We start from the raw sequence: 19,725 nt of genomic DNA, 5'->3' as shown, positions 1-19,725 counted from the left end.
AGGCGTCACGCCACGGTCTCCCCAACGGGGGGAGGCGCATGTCTACGCTGCCTGCACGGCCCTTGACGACCGCCTACATCGCCCTCGTCGCGGTGGCCACCCTCGTCTACCTGACCGTCCCGGCGGCGCGTCCCGCCCTGTGGGCCGCCATCGGGCTCGCGGGCGTAACCGCCGTCCTGACCGGCACACGCCTGCACCGCCCCGCCCATCGGTGGCCCTGGTGGGCCCTGGCCGGCGGGCTGCTCACCTTCATCGCGGGCGACACCTACTACAACGTGATGGAGGAGTACTTCGACGCCTCCAACCCCTTCCCGTCCCCCGCCGACGCCTGCTACCTCGCCACCTATCCGCTCTTCGCGATCGGGCTGTCGGGCCTGGTGCGCCACCGGTGGGCCGACCGCGACCTGCCCAGCCTGCTCGACGCCCTGATCATCACCGCGGGCCTCGCCCTCCCCGTGTGGGTGTACCTGGTGCAGCCGCTGACGGTGGTGGAGGGTCTGACATGGCAGCAGCGCGCCATCAGCATCGCCTATCCCCTGGGTGACGTCCTCGTGCTGGCCCTCCTCGCCCGGCTGCTGACCCCGAGTCGGGTCACCGGTCCCCACCGTGCCGTGACGCTGCTGGTCGCCGGCACCGTGACGCTGCTCGGCTTCGACATCGCGTACGGGATCCTGCAACTCAACGACCTGTGGCGGACGGGCACCCTGCTGGACACCGGCTGGATCGTCTTCTACACCGCGTGGGGCCTCGCCGCGCTGCACCCGTCCATGGTCGAGCTGACCGCCGCCGTACCGCAGCGGGAGTCCCTGCTGCCGCCGCCGCGTCGGCTGGTCGTCCTCACCGTGGCCACGCTGATCGCACCGGGGATCCTCCTGTACGAGGGGCTGCGCAACGAGACGCGGGACGCCGCCGTGATCGCGGTCTTCTCGGGAGTGTTGTTCCTGCTGGTCATCCTGCGGCTGACGGGGATGGTCGTGGCGCATCGCCGTGCGGTGACACGAGAGCTCGCGCTCCGCGGGGCCGCCGCCTCGCTGGTCTCGGCCTTCCGGCAGGAGGAGGTCGACCGGTCCTGCCGTACGGCGGTCGACCGGCTGCTGGGCCCGGACGTACCGCACCGGACCGTGCTGCTGCCGGCGGAGGGCGACCCGGACCTCGGGGCGCACGGCACCCGACTGGTGACCACGGCCGCCCTCGAACCCGGCATCGCCGCCGGGCTGGACGGCCTGCCCTCGGTCCTGGTGTGCCCCATGACCCAGCCGGACCGGCCGGCCGGAGCGGTCCCGGGCGTCCTGCTCGTCGCCGCACCGGAGCGGCAGCTCACCGAGACCTCGGGCTCCCTGGAGATCCTGGCGTCCCACGCGGGCCTGGCCATGGAGCGGGTCTCACTGCGCCAGGAGGTCGTGGCGCGGGAGAACGAGGCATACTTCCGCACCCTCGTGCGCAACACCTCCGACGTCATCCTCATCCTCGAGGCCGACGACACGATCCGGTACGCCAGCCCGTCCGCGCTGTCCGTGCTCGGCACCGGCGACCTCGTCGGCGTACCGCTGCCGGAGCTGGTGGCCCCCGTGGACCGGAAGCGGGCCGCGCGGGAGCTGGCCGCCGTACGGGAGAGCGGGCCGCGGGCGGGACACGGCCACTGGTGGGTCGGGCGCCGGGACGGGCGCGTCGAGGTGGAGGTGCGCTGCAGCGACTTCCGGCACGAGCGGACCGTGTCCGGGCTGGTGGTGACCCTGCGGGACGTGACCGAGCAGCGGCGACTGGAGAAGGAACTGACGCGGCGCGCCTTCCACGACGCGCTGACCGGTCTGCCCAACCGGACGCTGCTGCTGGAGCGGACCGAACGCGCCCTGCTGCGGGGTCGCCGCGAGTCGTCGCTGACGTGTCTGCTCTTCATCGACCTCGACGACTTCAAGCAGGTCAACGACACGAAGGGGCACCGGGCGGGCGACCTCCTGCTGGTCGCCGTCGGCAACCGGCTGTCCGGGACGCTGCGGCGCACCGACACCGCGGCCCGGCTCGGCGGTGACGAGTTCGCCGTCCTGATGGAGGACGCCAGACGGCCGATCGACGCCGAGCTGCTGGCGGCCCAGGTGATCCGGACGCTCGGCCGGCCGTTCGACCTGGCGGGCACGTCGGTGACGGTGTCCGCGAGTGTGGGGGTGGCCACCGCGCGCGACAGCACGGACGCGGAGGAACTGCTGGGCCACGCCGATCTCGCGCTGTACGCGGCGAAGGCGGCGGGCAAACGGCAGTGGCGCCGCTTCCGCCCACTGCTTCCCCGCCGCACGGCCGGGCGGAACGGCGCCCTGTCCCGGCCGGACCGGGCGCTCGCCGACCCGGCGCGCGCGCTGCGCTACCAGCCCGTCGTGGACATCACGGCCGGTGAGGTCGTCGGGTTCGAGGCCCTGGTCCGGCACACCGCCCCATCCGGCTCCTGGGTGCTGCAGAACGCGGTCAGCGACATCGCCGGGCTGCAACGCCTGCCGGGCCCCGGCCGCCCGCCGTACGTCAGCGTGAACGTCTCCGCACGGCAGTTCCGCGACGCCGGGTTCGTCGAGCAGGTCGGCCGGGTGCTGCGCACGCCCGGGCTGGAGCCCGGGTCACTCCAGCTGGAGCTGACGCAGACGGCGCTGCTCCACCATGACGACCGTCTCCGCCCGGTTCTGCACACGCTCAAGGACCTCGGGGTGCGCATCGCGGTCGACGACTTCGGCCCCGGCTTCTCCTCGCTGCCCCGCCTCCGGGACCTCCCCGTCGACGTGCTGAAGATCGACAAGTCGGTCATCGACGGCATCGCCCGCGACAGCCGGCAGGTCGCCCTGGTCGAGGGCATCGTGCGGACCGCCGACACCCTGGGCCTGCGGGTCGTCGCGGACGGCATCGAGAACGCCGCGCAGCGGGATCTGCTGGCCGGGATGGGGTGCCGCTTCGGGCAGGGTCGGCTGTTCGCCCGGCCCTTGACGGTGGAGCAGAGCGCGCGTGTGCTGCGGCGGCCGGGCGGCGGCATGCCCTTCGCGCCGCCCCGGACACACCGGCCTCGGACGGACTCCGCCCGGGGCCGCCGGGAGGCACGCCGGGCGGACCTGGAGCGGCTGCGGCGCACCAGCCCCATGAGCGACGCGGTGCTCGACGAGGTGCGCGGCCGGCACATCCGCAGCGGCGACCACTGGCTGATCGACTTCGCCTCGTGCAACTACCTCGGCTTCGACCGGGATCCGGACGTCCTGGACGCCGTCGACCCCGCGGTACGGGCCTGGGGCACGCACCCCGGCTGGTCACGGCTGCTGGGCAGCCCGCGGCTGTACCCCGACATCGAGGAGCGGCTCGCCGCGCTGCTGGGCGCCCCGGACGCGCTGCTGCTGCCGACGCTGACGCTCATCCACTCCTCGGTGATCCCGGCGCTGGCGGAGGACGGGCACGTCTTCGTCGAGGCCACCGCCCACCGCACGATCCACGACGGCGCTGTGGTGGCCCGCGCCCAGGGAGCCACCCTGCACCGCTTCCACGCCGGGCGGCTCGACGACCTGCGCGCTCTGCTCGCCGGGGTGCCGCCGGGGACGCCCCGGCTGGTGTGCCTGGACGGCGTCGACAGCATGAGCGGCAACATCCCCGACCTGCCCGGCCTCGCGGCGCTGTGCCGCGCCGAGGGAGCAACGCTGTACGTCGACGACGCGCACGGCTTCGGGGTGATCGGAGAGCGCGGGCCGGGCGAGTCGTGCCCGTACGGCATGCGCGGCAACTGCGTGGTCCGGCACACCGGGGAGTCCTACGACGGGATCGTGCTGGCCGGCGGCTTCTCCAAGGCGTACTCGTCCCTGCTCGCGTTCCTCGCGCTGCCCTCGGAGCTGAAGAACCGGCTGAAGACCACGGCGGCTCCCTATCTGTACTCGGGTCCGTCGCCGACGGCGTCCCTGGCCACCGCGCTGGCCGGGCTGGACGTCAACGAGCGCCGGGGCGACGTCATCCGTGCCGAGCTGTACCGCAAGACGGGCCGGGTGCTCGATCACCTGGACGCCCTGGGCGTGCGCACCCTGAACCGGGACCGGCTGCCCATCGTGGAGGTGCCCCTGGCAAACCCCGCGGACCTGGACGCGGTGGCGGCGTTCCTCTGGCAGGAGGGCGTCTACGTGACGCTCGCCGCCCACCCCCTCGTCCCCCGTGACCGGGTGGGCTTCCGCGTCCAGCTCACCGCGCTGAACTCCGACGCCGACATCGATCACCTCAACGGGACCCTGACCCGGCTGTCCGAGCGATTCCCGCTGCGGCTGAAGGGCTGAACGGCCATGACGACGCACAACGACGACGTGGACTGGGACCGCTGGCCGGTCGCGGACTACCTCGCGGAGAACTACCGCGAGGTGCATCCCTCGGACGCGGCGATCATCGCGCACCACAGCGCCTTCTACCGGCGCTTTCCGCCCGGCGGCATCACCCGCTCGGTGGAGTTCGGGGCGGGCCCCAACCTCTATCCCCTGATCCTGGCGTCCGCCGCGTGCCGCAGGATCGACGCCGTGGAGGCGGGGGCGAGCAGTGTCGCCTATCTCCAGGAGCAGATCTGTCACCGCCTCGACGCGAGCTGGATTCCCTTCCACGCGCTGTGCCGGGAGCTCAACCCCGAGGTGCCGGCGACCCTGGCCGGGGCGCTGGCGCCGGTGAACGTCGTCCACGCCGACGTCCGGTCCCTGCCGCCCGGCTTCTACGAACTCGCCTCCATGCACTTCGTCGCCGAGGGCGCCACGGAGGACTTCGCCGAGTTCGCCGACTTCTGCCGCACCTTCGTCCGCACGGTCACACCGGGCGGCCACCTGGTCGCCGCCTTCATGGAGAACCTGCCGACCTACCGCATCGGCCCGGCGTCCCACTGGCCGGGCTGTCCGGTGAACCCGACGACGGTCACCGAGGTCTTCACGCCCCTGACCCGCGACCTGGACGTCACCCACATCGACCCCGACCACACCCTGCCGAACTACGGCGACTCGGGGATGGTGCTGCTCACGGGGGTGGCGGAGCCGGTCTGACGACCAGCGGTCGCCGAGGGCGCTCCTACGACGCTGCCGCGGCCGGGGCCACCCGCCGGTCCGCGGCCCCGGCAGGTCCGGCGGGCTCAGGGCAGCGCCCTACCAGGCCCGGGAGCACGGTGGGCGCGGCGCTGCCGCTGCGGAGACACAGCGCGCCACAGCTTCCGGGCCCGGGAGCAGTGTCGCGTGCCGTCACCCACGCGGCGCGGCTCCGAAGCCCTCGGGCCCCGGAGCCGCGTCGCATGCCGCCGTCCGCGGAAGCGCGAGGGCCGGCGGCTTCCCGCCCGGGAGCCCTCGCGTCGGCCACCACCCGGCAGTGCCGCCCGGGTGCCCGGCTCCCGGGCCTGAGGGGTTCGGTGTCGCCTGCCACCGACCGGCGGGGCCGCGAGGGTCGGCGGCTTCCCGCCCGGGAGCCCTCGCGTCGGCCACCACCCGGCAGTGCCGCCCGGGTGCCCGGCTCCCGGGCCTGAGGGGTTCGGTGTCGCCTGCCACCGACCGGCTGGGGCCGCGAGGGCGCCGCCGTCACCGGGCCCGGGAGGGGTATCGCGTGCGGGCTACGCCGGCCTCAGCGCCGCTGCGAAGCCTCCGCCGCCGGGCGGAACCTCCGGCGCAGCACCACTCCCCCGAGCACCAGCGCCGCGCTCGCCGCGACGGCCGGCAGGGTGTGGTCCGAGCCCGTGTGGGCGAGGGCGCCCGTGGCCCGCGGCGCGGAGTCCGGAGCGGGGGCGGGGTCGGGGGCCGGGTGGGCCCGGGGCGGGACGGACGGCTTCGGGGCCGTCGGCTTCGGCGGCTGGTGGGGGCGGACCGGCCGGTCGCCGGGGGTGTTCGAGGACTCGTTGCCGGCCGCCGCGTTGCCGATGCCGACCACGTTCACGCTGTTGCCGGTCACATTGACCGGGACATCGACCGGGAGCTGTACGCCGTTGCCGGAGACCACACCCGGTGAATCCTTTCCGCTGCCCTCGGCGACCGCACCGCCGGGCTTGCCCGGCCGGCCCGCCCGCCCGTCGCCCTTGTTCGCGCAACTGTTGCCCGCGGCGGGGTTCAGGAGCCCCACCACGTTCACCGTGTTCCCGCACACGTTCACCGGGACATGCACCGGTAGCTGAACGGTGTTGCCGGAGACCACCCCTGGCGAACCTGCCGCCGATCCGTCCGCCGCGGAATCCGCGTACGCGGGGACGGCCAGGGCCATCGCGCCCGAGGCGGCGGCGACGGCGATCACACCGTTTCGGGTAACCCTTCTCATAGGTTCCCTGCCTTCCAGACATCGTCGCGGGCACTCACCCGCACGGGATAGAACGCGGGGCGCACGATCCGAGTTATGGCTTATCGGCCTTTCACTCCATCGAGCGGCCCGGTTGTCGAACTAGCGGTAAAGCCCTTCGTATGTGCCACGCGGCAGCGCGCCCCGAGCCGCTTCGAGCGGGCCCCACCTGCCCGGAGGCGCCGCTTCCGGGGCCCGCTTATGGTGGGCGAGGGCGCCGTCCCGGTCCGCTGTGGGGCGCCCCTGGAGGCATCGATGCTGGCCAAGCTGTCCACGCACCTCTCGATCCGGCGCTGCGCCGTCACCGGCGTGGCCGGGCTGGCCCTGCTGGGCGCGGGCCTGCCGGCCGCGGCCGACGACGCCCCTCCCGGGCTGGCGCGCTTCTACGACCAGAAGGTCACGTGGTCGGCCTGCGAGGGCATGGACATGCCCAAGGACCTGCAGTGCGGCAAGGTCACCGTCCCCCTCGACTACGCCAAGCCCGACAAGGGGACTCTCGACCTCGCCCTGGCCCGCTACCGGGCCACCGGCAAGTCCCGGGGCTCGGTGCTGCTGAACTTCGGCGGCCCGGGCGTCCCGGGCGTGACCCAACTCGCCCTCGGCGGGAAACACTTCATGGGCCTGACGAACGGCCACGACGTCGTCGGCTTCGACCCTCGCGGCGTCGGCCGCTCGGCACCGGTGAGCTGCGGAAACGCCACCACCGACGCGCTGGAGGCGACCGACGGCAACGCCGAGGTCGCCGATCCGCGGGCCGTGCTCGAGAAGCTGCGCGCCGCGGCGGCCGAGTGCGCCGAGCACTCGGGCCCCGTCCTGCGCCACATGGGCACGGTGAACGCCGCCCGCGACATGGACGTCATGCGCGACGCGCTCGGCGACGACAAGCTCAACTACCTGGGTTTCTCCTACGGAAGCCGGCTCGGGGCGGTGTACGCGGCCCGGTTCCCCGAGAAGGTCGGCAGGGTGGCGCTGGACGGTGTGGACACGCTGACCGAGCCGCTGTCCGAGCAGGGTGTGGTGATCGCCCGGGGCCAGCAGACCGCGCTGGAGAACTTCCTGACCTGGTGCACGGAGGACATCGCCTGCCCGTTCGGGCAGGATCCGCGCACGGCCAGGGAGAACGTGGTGAAGGTGGTCGAGTCGCTGGACGAGGACCCGGTGCCGACGGACTTCGGCGAGGCGTTCTCCGGCCAGGACTTCGCGGGCGCGCTCGGGCAGGGCCTCTACAGCAGAGAGCTGTGGCCCTCGCTGCAGCGGGCGGTCGCCCAGCTGCTCGAAGAGGGCGACACGCGCGGCCTGGAGGCCTTCGCGTCCGGAGGTGTCACGCTCCCGCCGCTGCGGGGCGAGCACCGCGGACTCGTCGACCCGGAGGACGTGCCCCTGGACAACCTGCCGGCGGCGCTGATGGCGGTCAATTGCGCGGACGATCCCGACCGCCCCGCCGCCGCGCAGGTCACCGAGGACCTCGGCCGGCTGCGCGCCCGGTACGAGCAGGCGTCACCGGTCTTCGGCCGCTACCGGCTCACCCAGGTGCTGCTGTGCTACGGCCGCCCCAAGGGCACCGATTTCATCCGCGACGAGGTCAAGGACGTCGACTCGGCACGGATGCTGCTCATCGGCACCCGGGGCGACCCGGCCACGCCGTACCGCTGGACGGTGGAGACGGCCGAGCGGCTCGGCTCCTCGGCCGTGGTGCTCGACAACCGGGGCGAGGGCCACACCGGCTACGGCTCCTCCAAGTGCGTGCACGGCAAGGTCGACGCCTTCCTGCTGTACGGCACCCTCCCGCCGGACGGCAGCTCCTGCGGCTCCGACCACGACACGGAGTGAGCCGCCGCTCCCTCACTCGAACCGGTGAACCGATTGCCCCAAATGCCCCCATCGCGAATCGGCTCTATCGTTCTGTCATGGAGCACGTTCTGAGTCCCGCGACCCTTGCCGAGCTGCGGCGCCCGCGCCCCTACCCCGCGGTCTCCGTGCTGACGCCGACACATCGGCGCGAACCCCACAACGCCCAGGACCAGGTCCGACTGCGCAATGTCGTGGCCGAGGCCAAGAGGCAACTGGAGGTCGATCCCGCCGTCACCCGGGAACGCCGGGCGGAGGTCGCCCGGCACCTCGACCGGGCCCTGTCCGAGGTCGACCTCGCGCACGCCGAGGACGGCCTGGTGATCTTCGCGGCCCCCGGTGAGCACCAGGTGTGGTCGCTGGCCCGGTCGGTGCCCGAACGCGTGGTGCTCTCGGACACCTTCCTGACCCGGAACCTGGTCTCCGCCCAGACGGCCGGGCGGCCGTTCTGGGTGCTGTCGCTCGCCGCGGACCGCGCCACGCTGTGGAAGGGCGGCGCCGACCGGGTCGTCGAGGCGCGCGTCGGCGGTTTCCCGCTGACCAGGCGCGTGGAGAACTTCGACCCGGAGCGGCTGCAGCGGATCGGCGACACACCGAGCGCCTTCCGGGAGGAACGCACCCGCCAGTTCCTGCGCGAGGCCGACATCGCGATGACGGCCGTCCTGCGCGACCATCCGCGACGGCTGTATGTCACCGGCGAGCCGGCCGCCCTCTCGCTGATCGACGAGGCCGGCACCACCGCCAGGGGCGCGGTGCACGTCCCGCACGGCGGCCTCGCCCATGGGACCCCCGACGCGGTGTGGCAGGCCATGCGGCCGGTCTTCGAGGCGGAGGCCCGCAGCAGCACGGACGCCGTGAGCCGCGCCCTGGAAACGGCCCGCGGGCGGCGGGAGTTCGCCGCCGGCGTCGACGAGCTGTGGCAGAGCGCCCGGGACGGCCGCGTCCGGCTGCTGGCCGTCGAGGAGAACTACCGCGTGACCGTTCGGGACGCCGGGGACCATCTGATCCTCACCGAGAGCGGCGACCTCGACTCCCGCGAGGACATCGTGGACGAGATCGTCGAGCAGTGTCTGGAGACGGGCGCCGACGTCCGCTTCGTGCCGGACGGCGCGCTCGGTGAGGCGGACGGCATCGCGGGGGTGCTGCGGTACTGAAGGCCTCGAACGCGGGGCCGTCGAACACGCATGGGAACGGGGTGGGGCGCTACTCACGGGTCGTCAAGTACCCTGTTCAGCCTGCGACTTGGGTATCCGGGCGACACGACTCGCGCCTACCTCGGAGTAACTCCGTGAGACTGTGGCATATGCCAGAAGCACCACCGTATCGTGTGTTGCCAAACCCCTTACAGGGCGTCGCGGGCTGTGCGACAGTCGTAACGGTCCCTCCGTCCGCCTTGGTCGTACCGTCCCCCGCATCGGAGTGCGTCATGCCGTCCCACCTCTCCGCGGACCGCCCAGCCGCCCAGCCGCCCGGACGCGGCTCGGTCGAGGCGCTCATATCGCAGACGCGGCGGCTCAAGGGCGACATGGACGCGGTGCGGCGCGACGCCGAGGGGGACGACGGACCGGACCACCCCCGCGGTCGGTGGCAGCGCGCCCTGTGCGACCTGGCCCTGCACCAGCTCAACGACCTCGACGAGCACCTGGCCCAGCTCCGGGACGGCCCGCCGCCCGCGGCGGCCCCCCTGGAACCCGCCGCGTCCCCGCGGGGCTCACTGCTCAGCCGGGTCGGCAGCGCCGAGTGGAACCTGCTGACGGACGAGGCCAGTTGGTCCGGGGAGCTCTACCAGATCCTGGGCCGCGACCCCGAGGCCCCGCCGCTCACCCTCGACGAGATGCCGTCCCTGGTCCTCGACGAGGACCGGCCGAAGCTGACGGCGATGGTCACGAACTGCCTCGTCGACGCCCGGCCCATCGACGGCGAGTTCCGCATCGCGCGCCGGGACGGCGACGTCCGGACCGTGCACATGATGGGCGAACCGGTGCTCGACACTGACGGCAGCACCGCCTCGATGTGGGCCGTGCTGCGGGACGTCAGCGAACTGCGCCGCAGCCAGCGGGTGGTCAGCGAGACCCGTGACTCGCTCCACCACCAAGGGCCTGCCGCGCGGAGCGAACACCGGCTCGCGGTCGAGCTGCAGGAGGCCATGCTCCCGCCGTGGCGCGGCTCCCTGCGGCTCCCGCACCGGGTCCCCGGGGCCCTCGACCTCGCGGCCCACCACCTTCCGGCGTCCACGAACACGCCGATCGGCGGCGACTGGTACGACGCGCTCGAACTGACCGACGGCGAAACCCTCCTCAGCGTCGGCGACCTCACCGGACACGGAGTCGGTGTCACCTCGAACATGACCATGCTGCTCGGCGCCGTACGCGGCATGGCGATGGCCGGCGCCCCACCGGGACAGCTCATGGCCTGGCTGAACCAGTTACTCGACGCCACCGTGCAACCCGCCCTCGGCAGCGCCGTCTGCTGCCGCTACCGGCCCGGGACCCGCACCCTGGTGTGGGCGCAGGCCGGACACCCCGCCCCGCTGCTGTTCCGCGACGGGACGGGGCGCGTGCTGGACACACCGGACGGCGTCCTGCTCGGCGCCACCTCGGGCGCCGTCTACGGACAGGCCGAAGAGACCCTCGAGGTGGGCGACCTGCTGCTCCTGCACACCGACGGACTGGTCCCCGGGCACACCGGAGCGGCGGCGGTGAACCTCCTCCTCGACCTGGCCCCGCGCATGGCGGGGAACCGCACCGCGGAGGACTGCATACGGACGGTCCTCCAGGAGTTCGGCGAGAGCGCACGCGAGGACAACGCCTGTGTGCTCGTCGCCAAGGTCACGTCATAGGACTCAGGCCCGCGCGCTGTTGCCGCCCCCGCCCTTCGTCTTCGGCAGGGCGAGCTTGATCTCCTCCCGCAGCTCCTGGATCCTCGGGTAGCCGGAGTACTCGGCGGTGAGCCGGTACATCTCACGCAGCCGGTCCCAGGTGCGATGGGAGGAGTTGGATCCCATCGACACCAGGGCCAACCGCGCGTACCGGTCCGCCTGTTCGGGGTCGTCCGCGATGAAGCAGGCCGACGCCATCGACAGATAGTCGAAGATCTTCGAGCGCTGCCGGCCGTCGACCCGCAGGGCCAGTGCCTTCTCCGCGTAGTGCTGGGCATGCGCGGACGCACCCGGCTCGAACTCGGCGAGCGTGCGGTAGGCCAGGGCCTGCATGCCGTAGAGGTCCTCCTCCTTGAACGTCTGCATCCAGTCCGGCGGCGGCACATCGGCCTTGTCGGAGACGAACAGGTCCTCCGCCTGCCCGAGCGTGCGGCGCATCGCCTGGCCCTTGCCCATGGCGGCCTGCGCCCAGGCCTCGATGGTGCAGAGCATCGCCCGGGTGCGGGGCAGCACGTCGTCGCCCGAGCCGGACGTGGCGAGTCTCATCAGGTCCAGGGCCTCGTCCGGCTTGCCCAGATGGACCATCTGGCGGGCCGCACGGGAGAGCGCCTCGCCCGCGCGGGGCCGGTCCCCGCCCTCCCGGGCCGCGTGCGCGGCGATGACGAAGTACTTCTGGGCCGTGGGCTCCAGACCGACGTCGTGCGACATCCAGCCCGCGAGGACGGCCAGGTTGGCGGCGACGCCCCACAGGCGCCGCTGGAGATGGGGTGGGTGACGGTAGGCGAGCATGCCGCCCACCTCGTTGAGCTGGCCCACCACCGCTTTGCGCTGGAGCCCGCCGCCGCGGGCGGCGTCCCAGGCGCGGAACACCTCGACCGAGCGCTCCAGTTCCTCGATCTCCTGCGACCCGATGGGGGCGGCCTCGTAACGGTCGAACCCGGCGGGGTCGGCGTGCAGGGGACGGTCGAGGTCGGGAGCGTCGACAGCCAGGGCAGGGTCGGTGTGCAGCCAGTCGTACATGGCGCTGCTGAGTGCGGATCCCGCGGCGAGCGCGGCGCCCGCGCCCACCAAGCCGCGTCGGTTGAGCATGAGGTCCATTCCCGTGAATTCGGTGAGGACCGCGGCTGTCCGCTCGGGCGCCCACGGCACACCGTCGGGAGGCTCCGCGCTCCCGCCGCCCTGCCGTTTCCCCGCACGCCCGTGCCGGACCAGACCGAGGTCCTCGATGGTCACGACACGGCCGAGACGCTCGGTGAACAGAACCGCCAGCACCCTCGGCACCGGATCGCGCGGGATCTCTCCCGTGTCGATCCAACGCCGCACCCGGGAGGTGTCGGTCGAGAGCTGGGGGTGGCCCATGGCCGCCGCCTGCCGGTTGACCAGCCTCGCGAGTTCGCCCTTCGACCAGCCGGCCAGGCCGAACAGGTCCGAGAGACGGGTGTTGGGTTGTCCGCTCACATCAAGCCCCCAGGTACTCGGCTGAGTTGACAGTAGCCCGGGGAGACTTGCCGGGCGACTATTCGCCAGGGTTCGCCAGGGTTCGCCAGATGGTGTGCCACCGGGCATCCGGTGTCAGGTAGGAACGCGTCACCCCGACCCGGTCGCCGCAGGGACATTCCCCAGGATGCTCCCGGGGGTCCGGGCCGGGTGGGGCGCAGTCGTCGCAGGCACACGAAGGGATCTGTCTCGCCCATGTACGCAGCATCGTCCTCCGTGTCCGCACCGCCCCGGTCGCTGCACCCACGTCCCACGGACAGCGGCCCCTACCTCGCCCCCGCGCGGCCGGCGGCCCCCGTGCTCGGTGCGGGCAGGGCGCGGCGCGGCGCGGTCCTCGGAGCCCAACCGCTCAGCGGAAGACTCGACTTGTCCGGCCCCCAAGGCGCGCAGCTGCGCACCGCCATCGCCTCGGTGCACCGCATCTGCCCGGAGTTCGCCCCGGTGCAGGTGCTGCGCCGCAACGGCCGGTCCGTGCTCCTGGTCGGTACGACCGGTCGGAACACGGCCGTCGCCAAGTGTTTACTGGACCACTCCCCGGCCTGGTCCGAGCGGATCCACCACGAGATAGCGGCGTACCGCTCGTTCGTCCGGCATCGCCCTCCCGTGCGGGTGCCGAGACTGATCGCGGCGGATCCGGACAACTGCACACTGGTCATCGAGCGGATGCCCGGGCGGGTGGCGGCGCTCCAGCGGCACCCGGCCGAGGCGCCGCCGCGGGCGGACATCAGAGCCGCGCTGGGCGCGATCTGCCGGCTGAACGCCTGGCGTCCGCCGGCGGGGACGTTCGACGCCCCGCTCGACTACGCGGCAAGGATCTCGAGGTACCACGAGCTGGGCCTGCTCACCGACCGGGACCTGGGTGATCTGCAGAAGCTGCTGCACGGCATCGCGCAGGCGGCCGGGCGGCAGGGAATGGGCCAGTTCTGCCACGGCGACGCACTGCTGTCGAACATCCTCCTGTCACCAGCCGGTCCAGTGCTGGTGGACTGGGAGCACGCGGGCTGGTACCTGCCGGGCTACGACCTGGCGACGCTGTGGTCGGTACTCGGGGACGCACCGGTGGCCCGTCGCCAGATCAGCCAGATCGCCCAGTCGGCGGGCCCGGCGTCCAGGGACGCCTTCCTGGTGAACCTGATGCTGGTGCTGACCCGTGAGATTCGTACGTACGAGACGGCCGTGCAGCGTTCGATGCACGACGCGGCCCCGGCGGCACCGGGCTCGGCCCATCCTGGTGCTGCGCCGTCCGGCGAGGAGCAGAGGCTGCTGCTGCGGCGGCTGCACGACGACTGCCAGCTGGCCCGGCGGGCCGTGCGCGCGGCGGTCGGCACTCGCTGACGGGGACGAAGCGGCCGCTGTGCGCCTGGTCAGGCGTACAGCGGCCCTTTCGTGTGTGTGGCGTACCGCCGGGCGGTCAGCCCTGCTGGAACAGCTCCGCGGGCAGGGGTTTGAGGAGGGCGTACAGGTCGTCCGTGATGGGGCGGTCCCAGGCGGCGATGGTCACCAGGACGTTGTCGCTGCGGTCGAACTGGACGCAGGAGATCCGGCCCTCGGAGAGCTTGACACGGCGCACGATCAGAAGGTTGTCGCCCTGCATCACCGGCACGTCCTCGGTGCTGACGACGGTGACCTCCTCGTCGTTCTCCAGCGCCAGAAGCAGCTGGGCCACCTCGAAGGGGACCTCCCCCTCGGGGACCTCGCGCGCCGGGGAGCCCTCGGGCAGATTGCCGATGATCATCGCGGGGCCGCGGCCGCCGAACAGGTCGTAGCGCAGGAAGACGCCCTGGCAGGTGCCGTCGGGCGCGGGAAGCAGTCCCGCACCGAGGTTGCCGGGCCAGTCGCCCGGGTCCATGGCCAGTACGTCGAAGTCAGGCCCGGCGGGAGTGGCGCTGCGGCGGCGGAGGAACGACATGTCGCCAATGGTACGTGTCCCGGCCTGCGAAGTGTGGGGCGGGCGGCGGCCCGGTCGGCCCGCGACAGGCCTCAAGTCGTCGCCCGGTGCCGTTGGTGGTGGCGGGCGACCCGGGCGCGGTTGCCGCAGGACGGTTTGCACCACTCCTGGCGTGGGTGCTCCTTGAGGAAGTACCGCACACAGCGCGGTGCGTGGCAGGCTCGCAGCCGGTCGCGGTCGGGGCTCGCGAGGAACGCGATCACGGCGTGCGCGAGGGTCGCCGTCAGATCGCCGGCGCCGTGCACGGGCCGCCTGCGGACGACGGGGGCGGCCGACTGGGGCCAGTGCAGGACCGGCACGGTGGGGGTGCGGGCGGCCGCCTCGTTGAGGCGCCGTACGGCCTCGCCCTCGGGCAGGAGGCGGGTCGCGTCCGCGGGGCTGGGCTCGCCGGGGCGCACGGCGCGTGCGAAGAGCGCGCGGGCGGCGGCGCGCAGCTCTCGGACCTCGGTGAGCCGCGCGGCGTCGGCGGTGAACCCCTCGGTGTCCGGCAGGACCTCGGCGTGTGCCCGGACCCAGGCGGTGAGGCCCGCCGGGTCGGTCAGATCGTCGGCCACGCCGCCCTCGCCGTCGTGCCGGACGGTGAGGGCCAGGTCCAGGGCGAGCCGGGCGTCCCTGCTGATCGGTTCCCGCATGGGGCTAATGATAGGCCCGCCGGTATCCATTACAACGAGGTCAGTCCTGGTGCGGCGTCGGCGGGACCACCGCGACGGGGCTCACGGCGTGCAGCAGGACGGCGTGGGTGACCGAGCCCATCATGCGAGCCGGCGCCAGCAGGTGCCGCCGGTGCCGGCCCACGACGACGAGGTCGGCGTCCTGGGAGGCCGTCACGAGGTGTCCGGCCGCGTCGCCCGCCGCGGCGAGCGGCTCGGCCCGGACGTCGGGGTGCCGTTCGCGGTAGGGGGCGAGGAAGCCCTCGGCGAGGACCCGGGCCTCGTCCTCGATGACGTCCTGGTCGACGACCGGCGGGGGCATCTCGCCGGGCATCATCCAGGGCTGCGCGGGCCACGGGTAGGCGGCGACCGCCTGGAGCCGTGCCCCGCGCCGGGCGGCCTCGGCGAAGGCGAACTCGAGTGTGGCCTCGTCGGGGCCGTCCACCTTGAGGCCGACCACGACCCGCCGGACGGGGCCGTCGTCCCGGACATCGCCTCCGGTCCGGGGCACCACGACGACGGGGCACTCGGCGTCACGGGCTGCGGCCATGCCGTTGGAGCCGAGCAGCAGGCTGGCGAAGCCGCCGCGGCCCCGGGAGCCCAGCACCAGCAGTTGGGCGGAAGCGCCCAGTTCGGGCAGGACGGCGCCGACCGCGCCCTCCAGGGCGAGGTACTCGGTGTCCGGCTGGTCGGAGCGTGCTTCCAGGCGGGTGCGGACCCGGTCGAGGACGGGGTCGTTCCGTGGGTCCGCGGGCCCCGCGGCGAGGACCTCGGGCTGTGCCCAGTGGGCGTACTGGCGTACATGGACCACGCGCAGGGGCGCCGAACGCCGGCGGGCGGCGTCGATGGCCCACTCCAGGGCACGCAGGCTGTCGTCCGAACCGTCGACCGCCGCGATGACCGGCAGGGTGCTCACGGATACCTCACCTCCGGGATACGACCGTCCCTTCCGGGGGCCAGCCTGGCTCAGGCGCCGGCCCCGGGAGGATGTCTCGGGTCGCGTGTCCGGAAATGCGGGCGCAACACCCCCGGATCGGCCGTCGGATCACGGCCGTCCGGGACCATTCACCCGGCCCGCGTCACGTGAGGTCGAACTCCCCTTCCCGCGCTCCCGACACGAACGCGCCCCACTCGTCGGGCGTGAAGATCAGGGAAGGGCTTTCCGGGCGGCCACTGTTCCGCATGGCGATGAAGCCCTCCACGAAGGCGATCTGGACATCCCCCACGCCACGGCTGCTGGACTGCCAGTCGGCGTTGGTGAGGTCCAGCTCCGGCTTGTCCCAGCCCATGAGCGGGCGCTGCTGGGTGGTGGTCTCGGCCACGTCCGTGCTCCTCCCGATTCGTCGTCCGCGGCCAGCCTAGCGATCGTGTCCCACGGCCAACAGGGCACGTGAGGGGGACCTTTCAGGAGTCGTTCCGGGAGTCGTTTCAGGACTCGGGGGGCCGTGCTCCCACGAGCCACATCGAGAAGAACTGCGATCCCCCGCCGTAGGCGTGTCCGAGGACCCTGCGGGCGCCGTCCACCTGGTGTTCCCCGGCCTGTCCGCGCACCTGGAGGGCCGCCTCCGCGAAGCGGATCATGCCGGAGGCGCCGATGGGGTTGGTGGACAGGACGCCGCCCGACATGTTGACGGGCAGGTCACCGTCCAGTTCGGTCACGCCCGCCTCGGTGAGCTTCCAGCCCTCGCCCTCGCCGGCGAAGCCGAGGTTCTCCAGCCACATCGGCTCGTACCAGGAGAAGGGCACGTAGATCTCGGCGCCGTCGATCTCCCGGCGGGGGTCGGTGATCCCGGCCTGCCGGTAGACGTCGGCCGCGCAGTCCTGCCCGGCCTGGGGTGAGACGAAGTCCTTGCCGGCGAAGAGGGTGGGTTCGCTGCGCATCGCGCCGCCGAGCATCCAGGCGGGCGGTCGTGGTGCCCGGGCGGCTCCGGCGCGGTCGGTGAGGATCATGGCGCAGGCGCCGTCGGAGGAGGGGCAGGTCTCGGAGTAGCGGATCGGGTCCCACAGCATGGGCGAGGCCGTCACCTTGTCCAGGGTGATGTCGTGTTCGTGCAGGTGGGCATAGGGGTTCTTGAGCGCGTTGCGCCGGTCCTTGTAGGCGACCAGGGCGCCGATCGACTCGGGTGCGCCGCTGCGTCGCATGTAGGCGCGGATGTGCGGGGCGAAGAAGCCGCCGGCCCCGGCCAGCAGGGGCTGCTGGAAGGGGATCGGCAGGGACAGGCCCCACATGGCGTTCGACTCGGACTGTTTTTCGAAGGCGAGGGTGAGGACGGTGCCGTGGACGCGGGCCGCGACGAGGTTGGCGGCGACGAGCGCGGTGGATCCCCCGACCGAGCCCGCGGTGTGCACCCGGAGCATCGGCTTTCCCACGGCTCCGAGCGCGTCGGCGAGGTAGAGCTCCGGCATCATGACGCCCTCGAAGAAGTCGGGCGCCTTGCCGATCACGACGGCGTCGATGTCGGCCCAGGTCAGCTCGGCGTCGTCGAGGGCGTGTCGTGCCGCCTCCCGGACCAGTCCAGCGATCGACATGTCCCGGCGCGCCGCGACGTGCTTGGTCTGGCCGATGCCGACGACGGCCACGGGCTCCTTGCTCATCGGGGCTCCCCTTCGAGTACGGCGACCAGGTTCTGCTGCAGGCAGGGGCCGGACGTGGCGTGGGCGAGGGCGCGGTCGGACTCGCCGCGGTGGATGCGGGCGGCGGCCTCTCCGAGGCGGATGAGACCGGCGGCCATGATCGGATTGGCGGCGAGGGCTCCGCCGGAGGGGTTGACGTGCACGCCGTCGTCGAGCCGGAGGGCCTTGCGCAGGACGATCTCCTGCGCGGTGAAGGGCGCGTGCAGCTCGGCGGTGTCGACGGGCCGCTCGAAGGCCCCGGCCCGCTCGGCGGCCAGCCGGGTGGAGGGCGAGTCGGTCAGGTCGCGCACGCCGAGGCCGTGTGCCTCGATGCGGTGGTCGATGCCCCGGATCCAGGCGGGGCGTGCGCACAGTTCACGGGCCCGGTCTCCGGCCGCGAGGATCACGGCGGCGGCACCATCGCCGATGGGCGGGCAGTCGCCGGTGCGCAAGGGGCGTACGAGGTAGTCGCCCTGTGCCACGGCCCCTTTGAGCTGGGCGTGCGGGTTGGCGGAGGCCGCCTCCCGGTTGCGGGTGGCGACGGCAGCGAGGGCGGGCTCGTCGGTGTCGCCGGCGTCGATGAGGGCCTGTGCCTGGAGCGCGGCGAGCGCCACGGAGTCGGGCCACAGGGGTGCCACGTAGTACGGGTCGAGCTGGCGGGTCAGCACGTCGCGGACCGGGCCGGGCGAGGACTTGCCGTACGAGTAGACCAGGGCGGTGTCGGCGTCGCCGGTGAGGAGTTTGGTCCAGGCCTCGTACAGGGCCCAGGCGCCGTCCATCTCGACATGGGACTCGGAGATCGGCGGCCAGGCGCCGACGCCGTCGAGGGCGAGGGTGAAGGAGAAGGCCCGGCCGGCGAGGTAGTCGCTGGAGCCGGAGCAGGTGAAGTCGATGTCGGCGGTCTTCAGGCCGGTCCGGTCGAGGACCTCGTGCAGCACCGGCATCAGCATCTCCACCTCGGAGAGCTCCTCGCTGGTGCGCCGGTGGGCGGTCTGGGCGAAGGCGACGACGGCGATCTCGCGGTCCCGCGGTGCGCTCGTCACAGCAGCTCCTTGTAGGTGTCGTAGTCCGCGTCGGGCTCACCCGTCGGCCGGTAGTGGTCGGGGTAGCGGGCGCCTTCCGTCCACACGGGTTCGACCCGCAGCCCCATGCGGACCTCGTCGTAGGGGATGCCGCCGATCCGGCCGTGCAGGGCGAGGCCGGCGCCGTCGAGGGCGATGTGGGCGTAGACGTAGGGCACCTCGATGTCGAGGTTCTTCGCCTTGATGTTGACGATGCAGAACGTGGTGACCGTGCCGCGCGGCCCGACCTCGACTTGTTCGTCCGTGGCGACCCCGCAGGTGGGGCACGCACCCCTCGGCGGGACGTAGACCTTCCGGCAGGACGGGCAGCGCTCGCCGACGGTGCGTCGGCCGCCGAGGGCGTCGATGTAGGCGGTCTGGGCGCGGCCGGGCGAGTAGGTGTAGTCGAGGCGGGCGGCGGCGACGATGCCGGTGACCGGGTCCTCGAACTCGCCGGTGGCGCCGGTGAGTCGCGGGGCCTCGCCGTCGTACGGCTCGAAGCAGGCGATGTCGGTGATGGCTCCGGTGCGTTCCTCGGCCCAGCGGACGCGGACGCGCATGCCCGTGCGCACGGCATCGGGGCCGGGGGCGTCGAGGGCGTGCAGAAGGGCGGTGTCGGCGCCGTCGAGGCGGACCAGGGCCCAGGCGAAGGGGGTGGTCAGGGGCTGGCCCCGGCGGGGGGCGTGGTTCCAGGCCCAGGTGGTGACGGTGCCGGTGGGGGCGATCTCGACGAGGTCGCGGATCTCCTCGGCGGTGACGGGGTCGTACTCGACGGGCGGGACGAGGACACGGCCGTCACTCGCCCGCACCCCGAGGACGACGCGTTCGCGCAGGCCGGTCAGGAAGGCGCTCTGGACGGGGCCGAGGGAGCGGGTGAAGGGGAACTCGACGACGAGGGGGGCTTTGAGGACTTCGGGCATGCCACGGGGCTCCTTCGGTCGG

Annotated in this window: 15 protein-coding genes; 6 read left to right on the top strand and 9 right to left on the bottom strand. The window is 73.0% G+C overall.

What is annotated here, in order from left to right; translation table 11 throughout:
* Positions 1-38: 38 nt before the first annotated feature.
* Entirely contained in the window at positions 39-4,280 is a 4,242-nt protein-coding gene (locus NNW99_RS37580; RefSeq protein ID WP_215123870.1) for an aminotransferase class I/II-fold pyridoxal phosphate-dependent enzyme, read from the top strand.
* A gap of 6 nt (positions 4,281-4,286) precedes the next feature.
* Entirely contained in the window at positions 4,287-5,021 is a 735-nt protein-coding gene (locus NNW99_RS37575) for a class I SAM-dependent methyltransferase (protein ID WP_215123869.1), read from the top strand.
* A 565-nt stretch (positions 5,022-5,586) separates the two neighbouring features.
* On the opposite strand, the gene NNW99_RS39015 is transcribed toward NNW99_RS37575, so the two are convergent.
* Positions 5,587-6,270: a chaplin gene (locus NNW99_RS39015; protein WP_215123868.1), complete on the bottom strand. Its 684-nt coding sequence runs from the start codon at positions 6,268-6,270 to the stop codon at positions 5,587-5,589.
* Between the two features lie 273 nt (positions 6,271-6,543).
* Between NNW99_RS39015 and NNW99_RS37560 the strand changes: the two genes are divergently transcribed.
* The 3 genes from NNW99_RS37560 (at position 6,544) to NNW99_RS37550 (ending at position 10,975) form a co-directional block, all read left to right on the top strand.
* Positions 6,544-8,118, top strand: a complete 1,575-nt coding sequence (locus tag NNW99_RS37560; RefSeq protein WP_215123867.1) for an alpha/beta hydrolase — start codon at positions 6,544-6,546, stop codon at positions 8,116-8,118.
* Positions 8,119-8,195: 77 nt separating this feature from the next.
* A complete protein-coding gene (locus tag NNW99_RS37555) occupies positions 8,196-9,290 on the top strand; it encodes a chemotaxis protein (RefSeq protein ID WP_215123865.1) in 1,095 nt (364 codons plus the stop codon).
* Positions 9,291-9,562: 272 nt separating this feature from the next.
* On the top strand, positions 9,563-10,975 hold the full coding sequence (locus tag NNW99_RS37550) for a PP2C family protein-serine/threonine phosphatase (RefSeq protein WP_215123864.1): 1,413 nt from the start codon (positions 9,563-9,565) through the stop codon (positions 10,973-10,975).
* Positions 10,976-10,978: 3 nt separating this feature from the next.
* Here NNW99_RS37550 and NNW99_RS37545 read toward each other — a convergent pair whose 3' ends face one another.
* Positions 10,979-12,472, bottom strand: a complete 1,494-nt coding sequence (locus tag NNW99_RS37545; protein WP_215123862.1) for a hypothetical protein — start codon at positions 12,470-12,472, stop codon at positions 10,979-10,981.
* A 234-nt stretch (positions 12,473-12,706) separates the two neighbouring features.
* Here NNW99_RS37545 and NNW99_RS37540 point away from each other — a divergent pair, with 234 nt between their 5' ends.
* A complete protein-coding gene (locus NNW99_RS37540) occupies positions 12,707-13,846 on the top strand; it encodes an aminoglycoside phosphotransferase family protein (protein ID WP_215123860.1) in 1,140 nt (379 codons plus the stop codon).
* Between the two features lie 76 nt (positions 13,847-13,922).
* Here the strand turns inward: NNW99_RS37540 and NNW99_RS37535 are convergent, their stop codons facing one another.
* From NNW99_RS37535 to NNW99_RS37505, 7 genes are all read right to left on the bottom strand, one after another.
* A complete protein-coding gene (locus NNW99_RS37535; protein ID WP_215123859.1) occupies positions 13,923-14,420 on the bottom strand; it encodes a hypothetical protein in 498 nt (165 codons plus the stop codon).
* A 71-nt stretch (positions 14,421-14,491) separates the two neighbouring features.
* The gene (locus tag NNW99_RS37530; protein ID WP_215123858.1) at positions 14,492-15,091 is read right to left on the bottom strand and encodes an ABATE domain-containing protein; all 600 of its coding nucleotides are present in this window, start codon (positions 15,089-15,091) and stop codon (positions 14,492-14,494) included.
* A 40-nt stretch (positions 15,092-15,131) separates the two neighbouring features.
* Positions 15,132-16,025 carry a universal stress protein gene (locus tag NNW99_RS37525; protein WP_215123857.1) on the bottom strand — a complete coding sequence of 298 codons (894 nt, stop codon included), beginning with the start codon at positions 16,023-16,025 and terminating at the stop codon, positions 15,132-15,134.
* Between the two features lie 163 nt (positions 16,026-16,188).
* Positions 16,189-16,431: a DUF397 domain-containing protein gene (locus NNW99_RS37520; protein WP_215123856.1), complete on the bottom strand. Its 243-nt coding sequence runs from the start codon at positions 16,429-16,431 to the stop codon at positions 16,189-16,191.
* A 106-nt stretch (positions 16,432-16,537) separates the two neighbouring features.
* Positions 16,538-17,704, bottom strand: coding sequence for a thiolase domain-containing protein (locus NNW99_RS37515; RefSeq protein WP_215123855.1), 1,167 nt, complete (start codon positions 17,702-17,704; stop codon positions 16,538-16,540).
* On the bottom strand, positions 17,701-18,765 hold the full coding sequence (locus NNW99_RS37510; protein ID WP_215123854.1) for a thiolase domain-containing protein: 1,065 nt from the start codon (positions 18,763-18,765) through the stop codon (positions 17,701-17,703). The genes NNW99_RS37515 and NNW99_RS37510 overlap by 4 nt, the downstream gene beginning before the upstream one ends.
* Positions 18,762-19,703, bottom strand: coding sequence for a Zn-ribbon domain-containing OB-fold protein (locus NNW99_RS37505; protein ID WP_215123853.1), 942 nt, complete (start codon positions 19,701-19,703; stop codon positions 18,762-18,764). Before NNW99_RS37505 ends, NNW99_RS37510 begins: the two co-directional genes overlap by 4 nt.
* Positions 19,704-19,725 lie beyond the last annotated feature (22 nt).

This window comes from Streptomyces sp. CRCS-T-1, assembly GCF_024442335.1.
Lineage (GTDB): Bacteria > Actinomycetota > Actinomycetes > Streptomycetales > Streptomycetaceae > Streptomyces > Streptomyces koelreuteriae.
The sequence above is the reverse complement of the archived record's forward strand: the minus strand, read 5'-3'. Positions and strand labels throughout refer to the sequence as shown.

What these genes read in the sequence shown, in the direction of transcription:
- NNW99_RS37580 (WP_215123870.1), top strand. Translation starts at nt 39, where the DNA reads ATGTCTACGCTGCCTGCACGGCCCTTGACGACCGCCTACATCGCCCTC.
- NNW99_RS37575 (WP_215123869.1), top strand. Translation starts at nt 4,287, where the DNA reads ATGACGACGCACAACGACGACGTGGACTGGGACCGCTGGCCGGTCGCG.
- NNW99_RS39015 (WP_215123868.1), bottom strand. Translation starts at nt 6,270, where the DNA reads ATGAGAAGGGTTACCCGAAACGGTGTGATCGCCGTCGCCGCCGCCTCG.
- NNW99_RS37560 (WP_215123867.1), top strand. Translation starts at nt 6,544, where the DNA reads ATGCTGGCCAAGCTGTCCACGCACCTCTCGATCCGGCGCTGCGCCGTC.
- NNW99_RS37555 (WP_215123865.1), top strand. Translation starts at nt 8,196, where the DNA reads ATGGAGCACGTTCTGAGTCCCGCGACCCTTGCCGAGCTGCGGCGCCCG.
- NNW99_RS37550 (WP_215123864.1), top strand. Translation starts at nt 9,563, where the DNA reads ATGCCGTCCCACCTCTCCGCGGACCGCCCAGCCGCCCAGCCGCCCGGA.
- NNW99_RS37540 (WP_215123860.1), top strand. Translation starts at nt 12,707, where the DNA reads ATGTACGCAGCATCGTCCTCCGTGTCCGCACCGCCCCGGTCGCTGCAC.
- NNW99_RS37535 (WP_215123859.1), bottom strand. Translation starts at nt 14,420, where the DNA reads ATGTCGTTCCTCCGCCGCCGCAGCGCCACTCCCGCCGGGCCTGACTTC.
- NNW99_RS37530 (WP_215123858.1), bottom strand. Translation starts at nt 15,091, where the DNA reads ATGCGGGAACCGATCAGCAGGGACGCCCGGCTCGCCCTGGACCTGGCC.
- NNW99_RS37515 (WP_215123855.1), bottom strand. Translation starts at nt 17,704, where the DNA reads ATGAGCAAGGAGCCCGTGGCCGTCGTCGGCATCGGCCAGACCAAGCAC.
- NNW99_RS37505 (WP_215123853.1), bottom strand. Translation starts at nt 19,703, where the DNA reads ATGCCCGAAGTCCTCAAAGCCCCCCTCGTCGTCGAGTTCCCCTTCACC.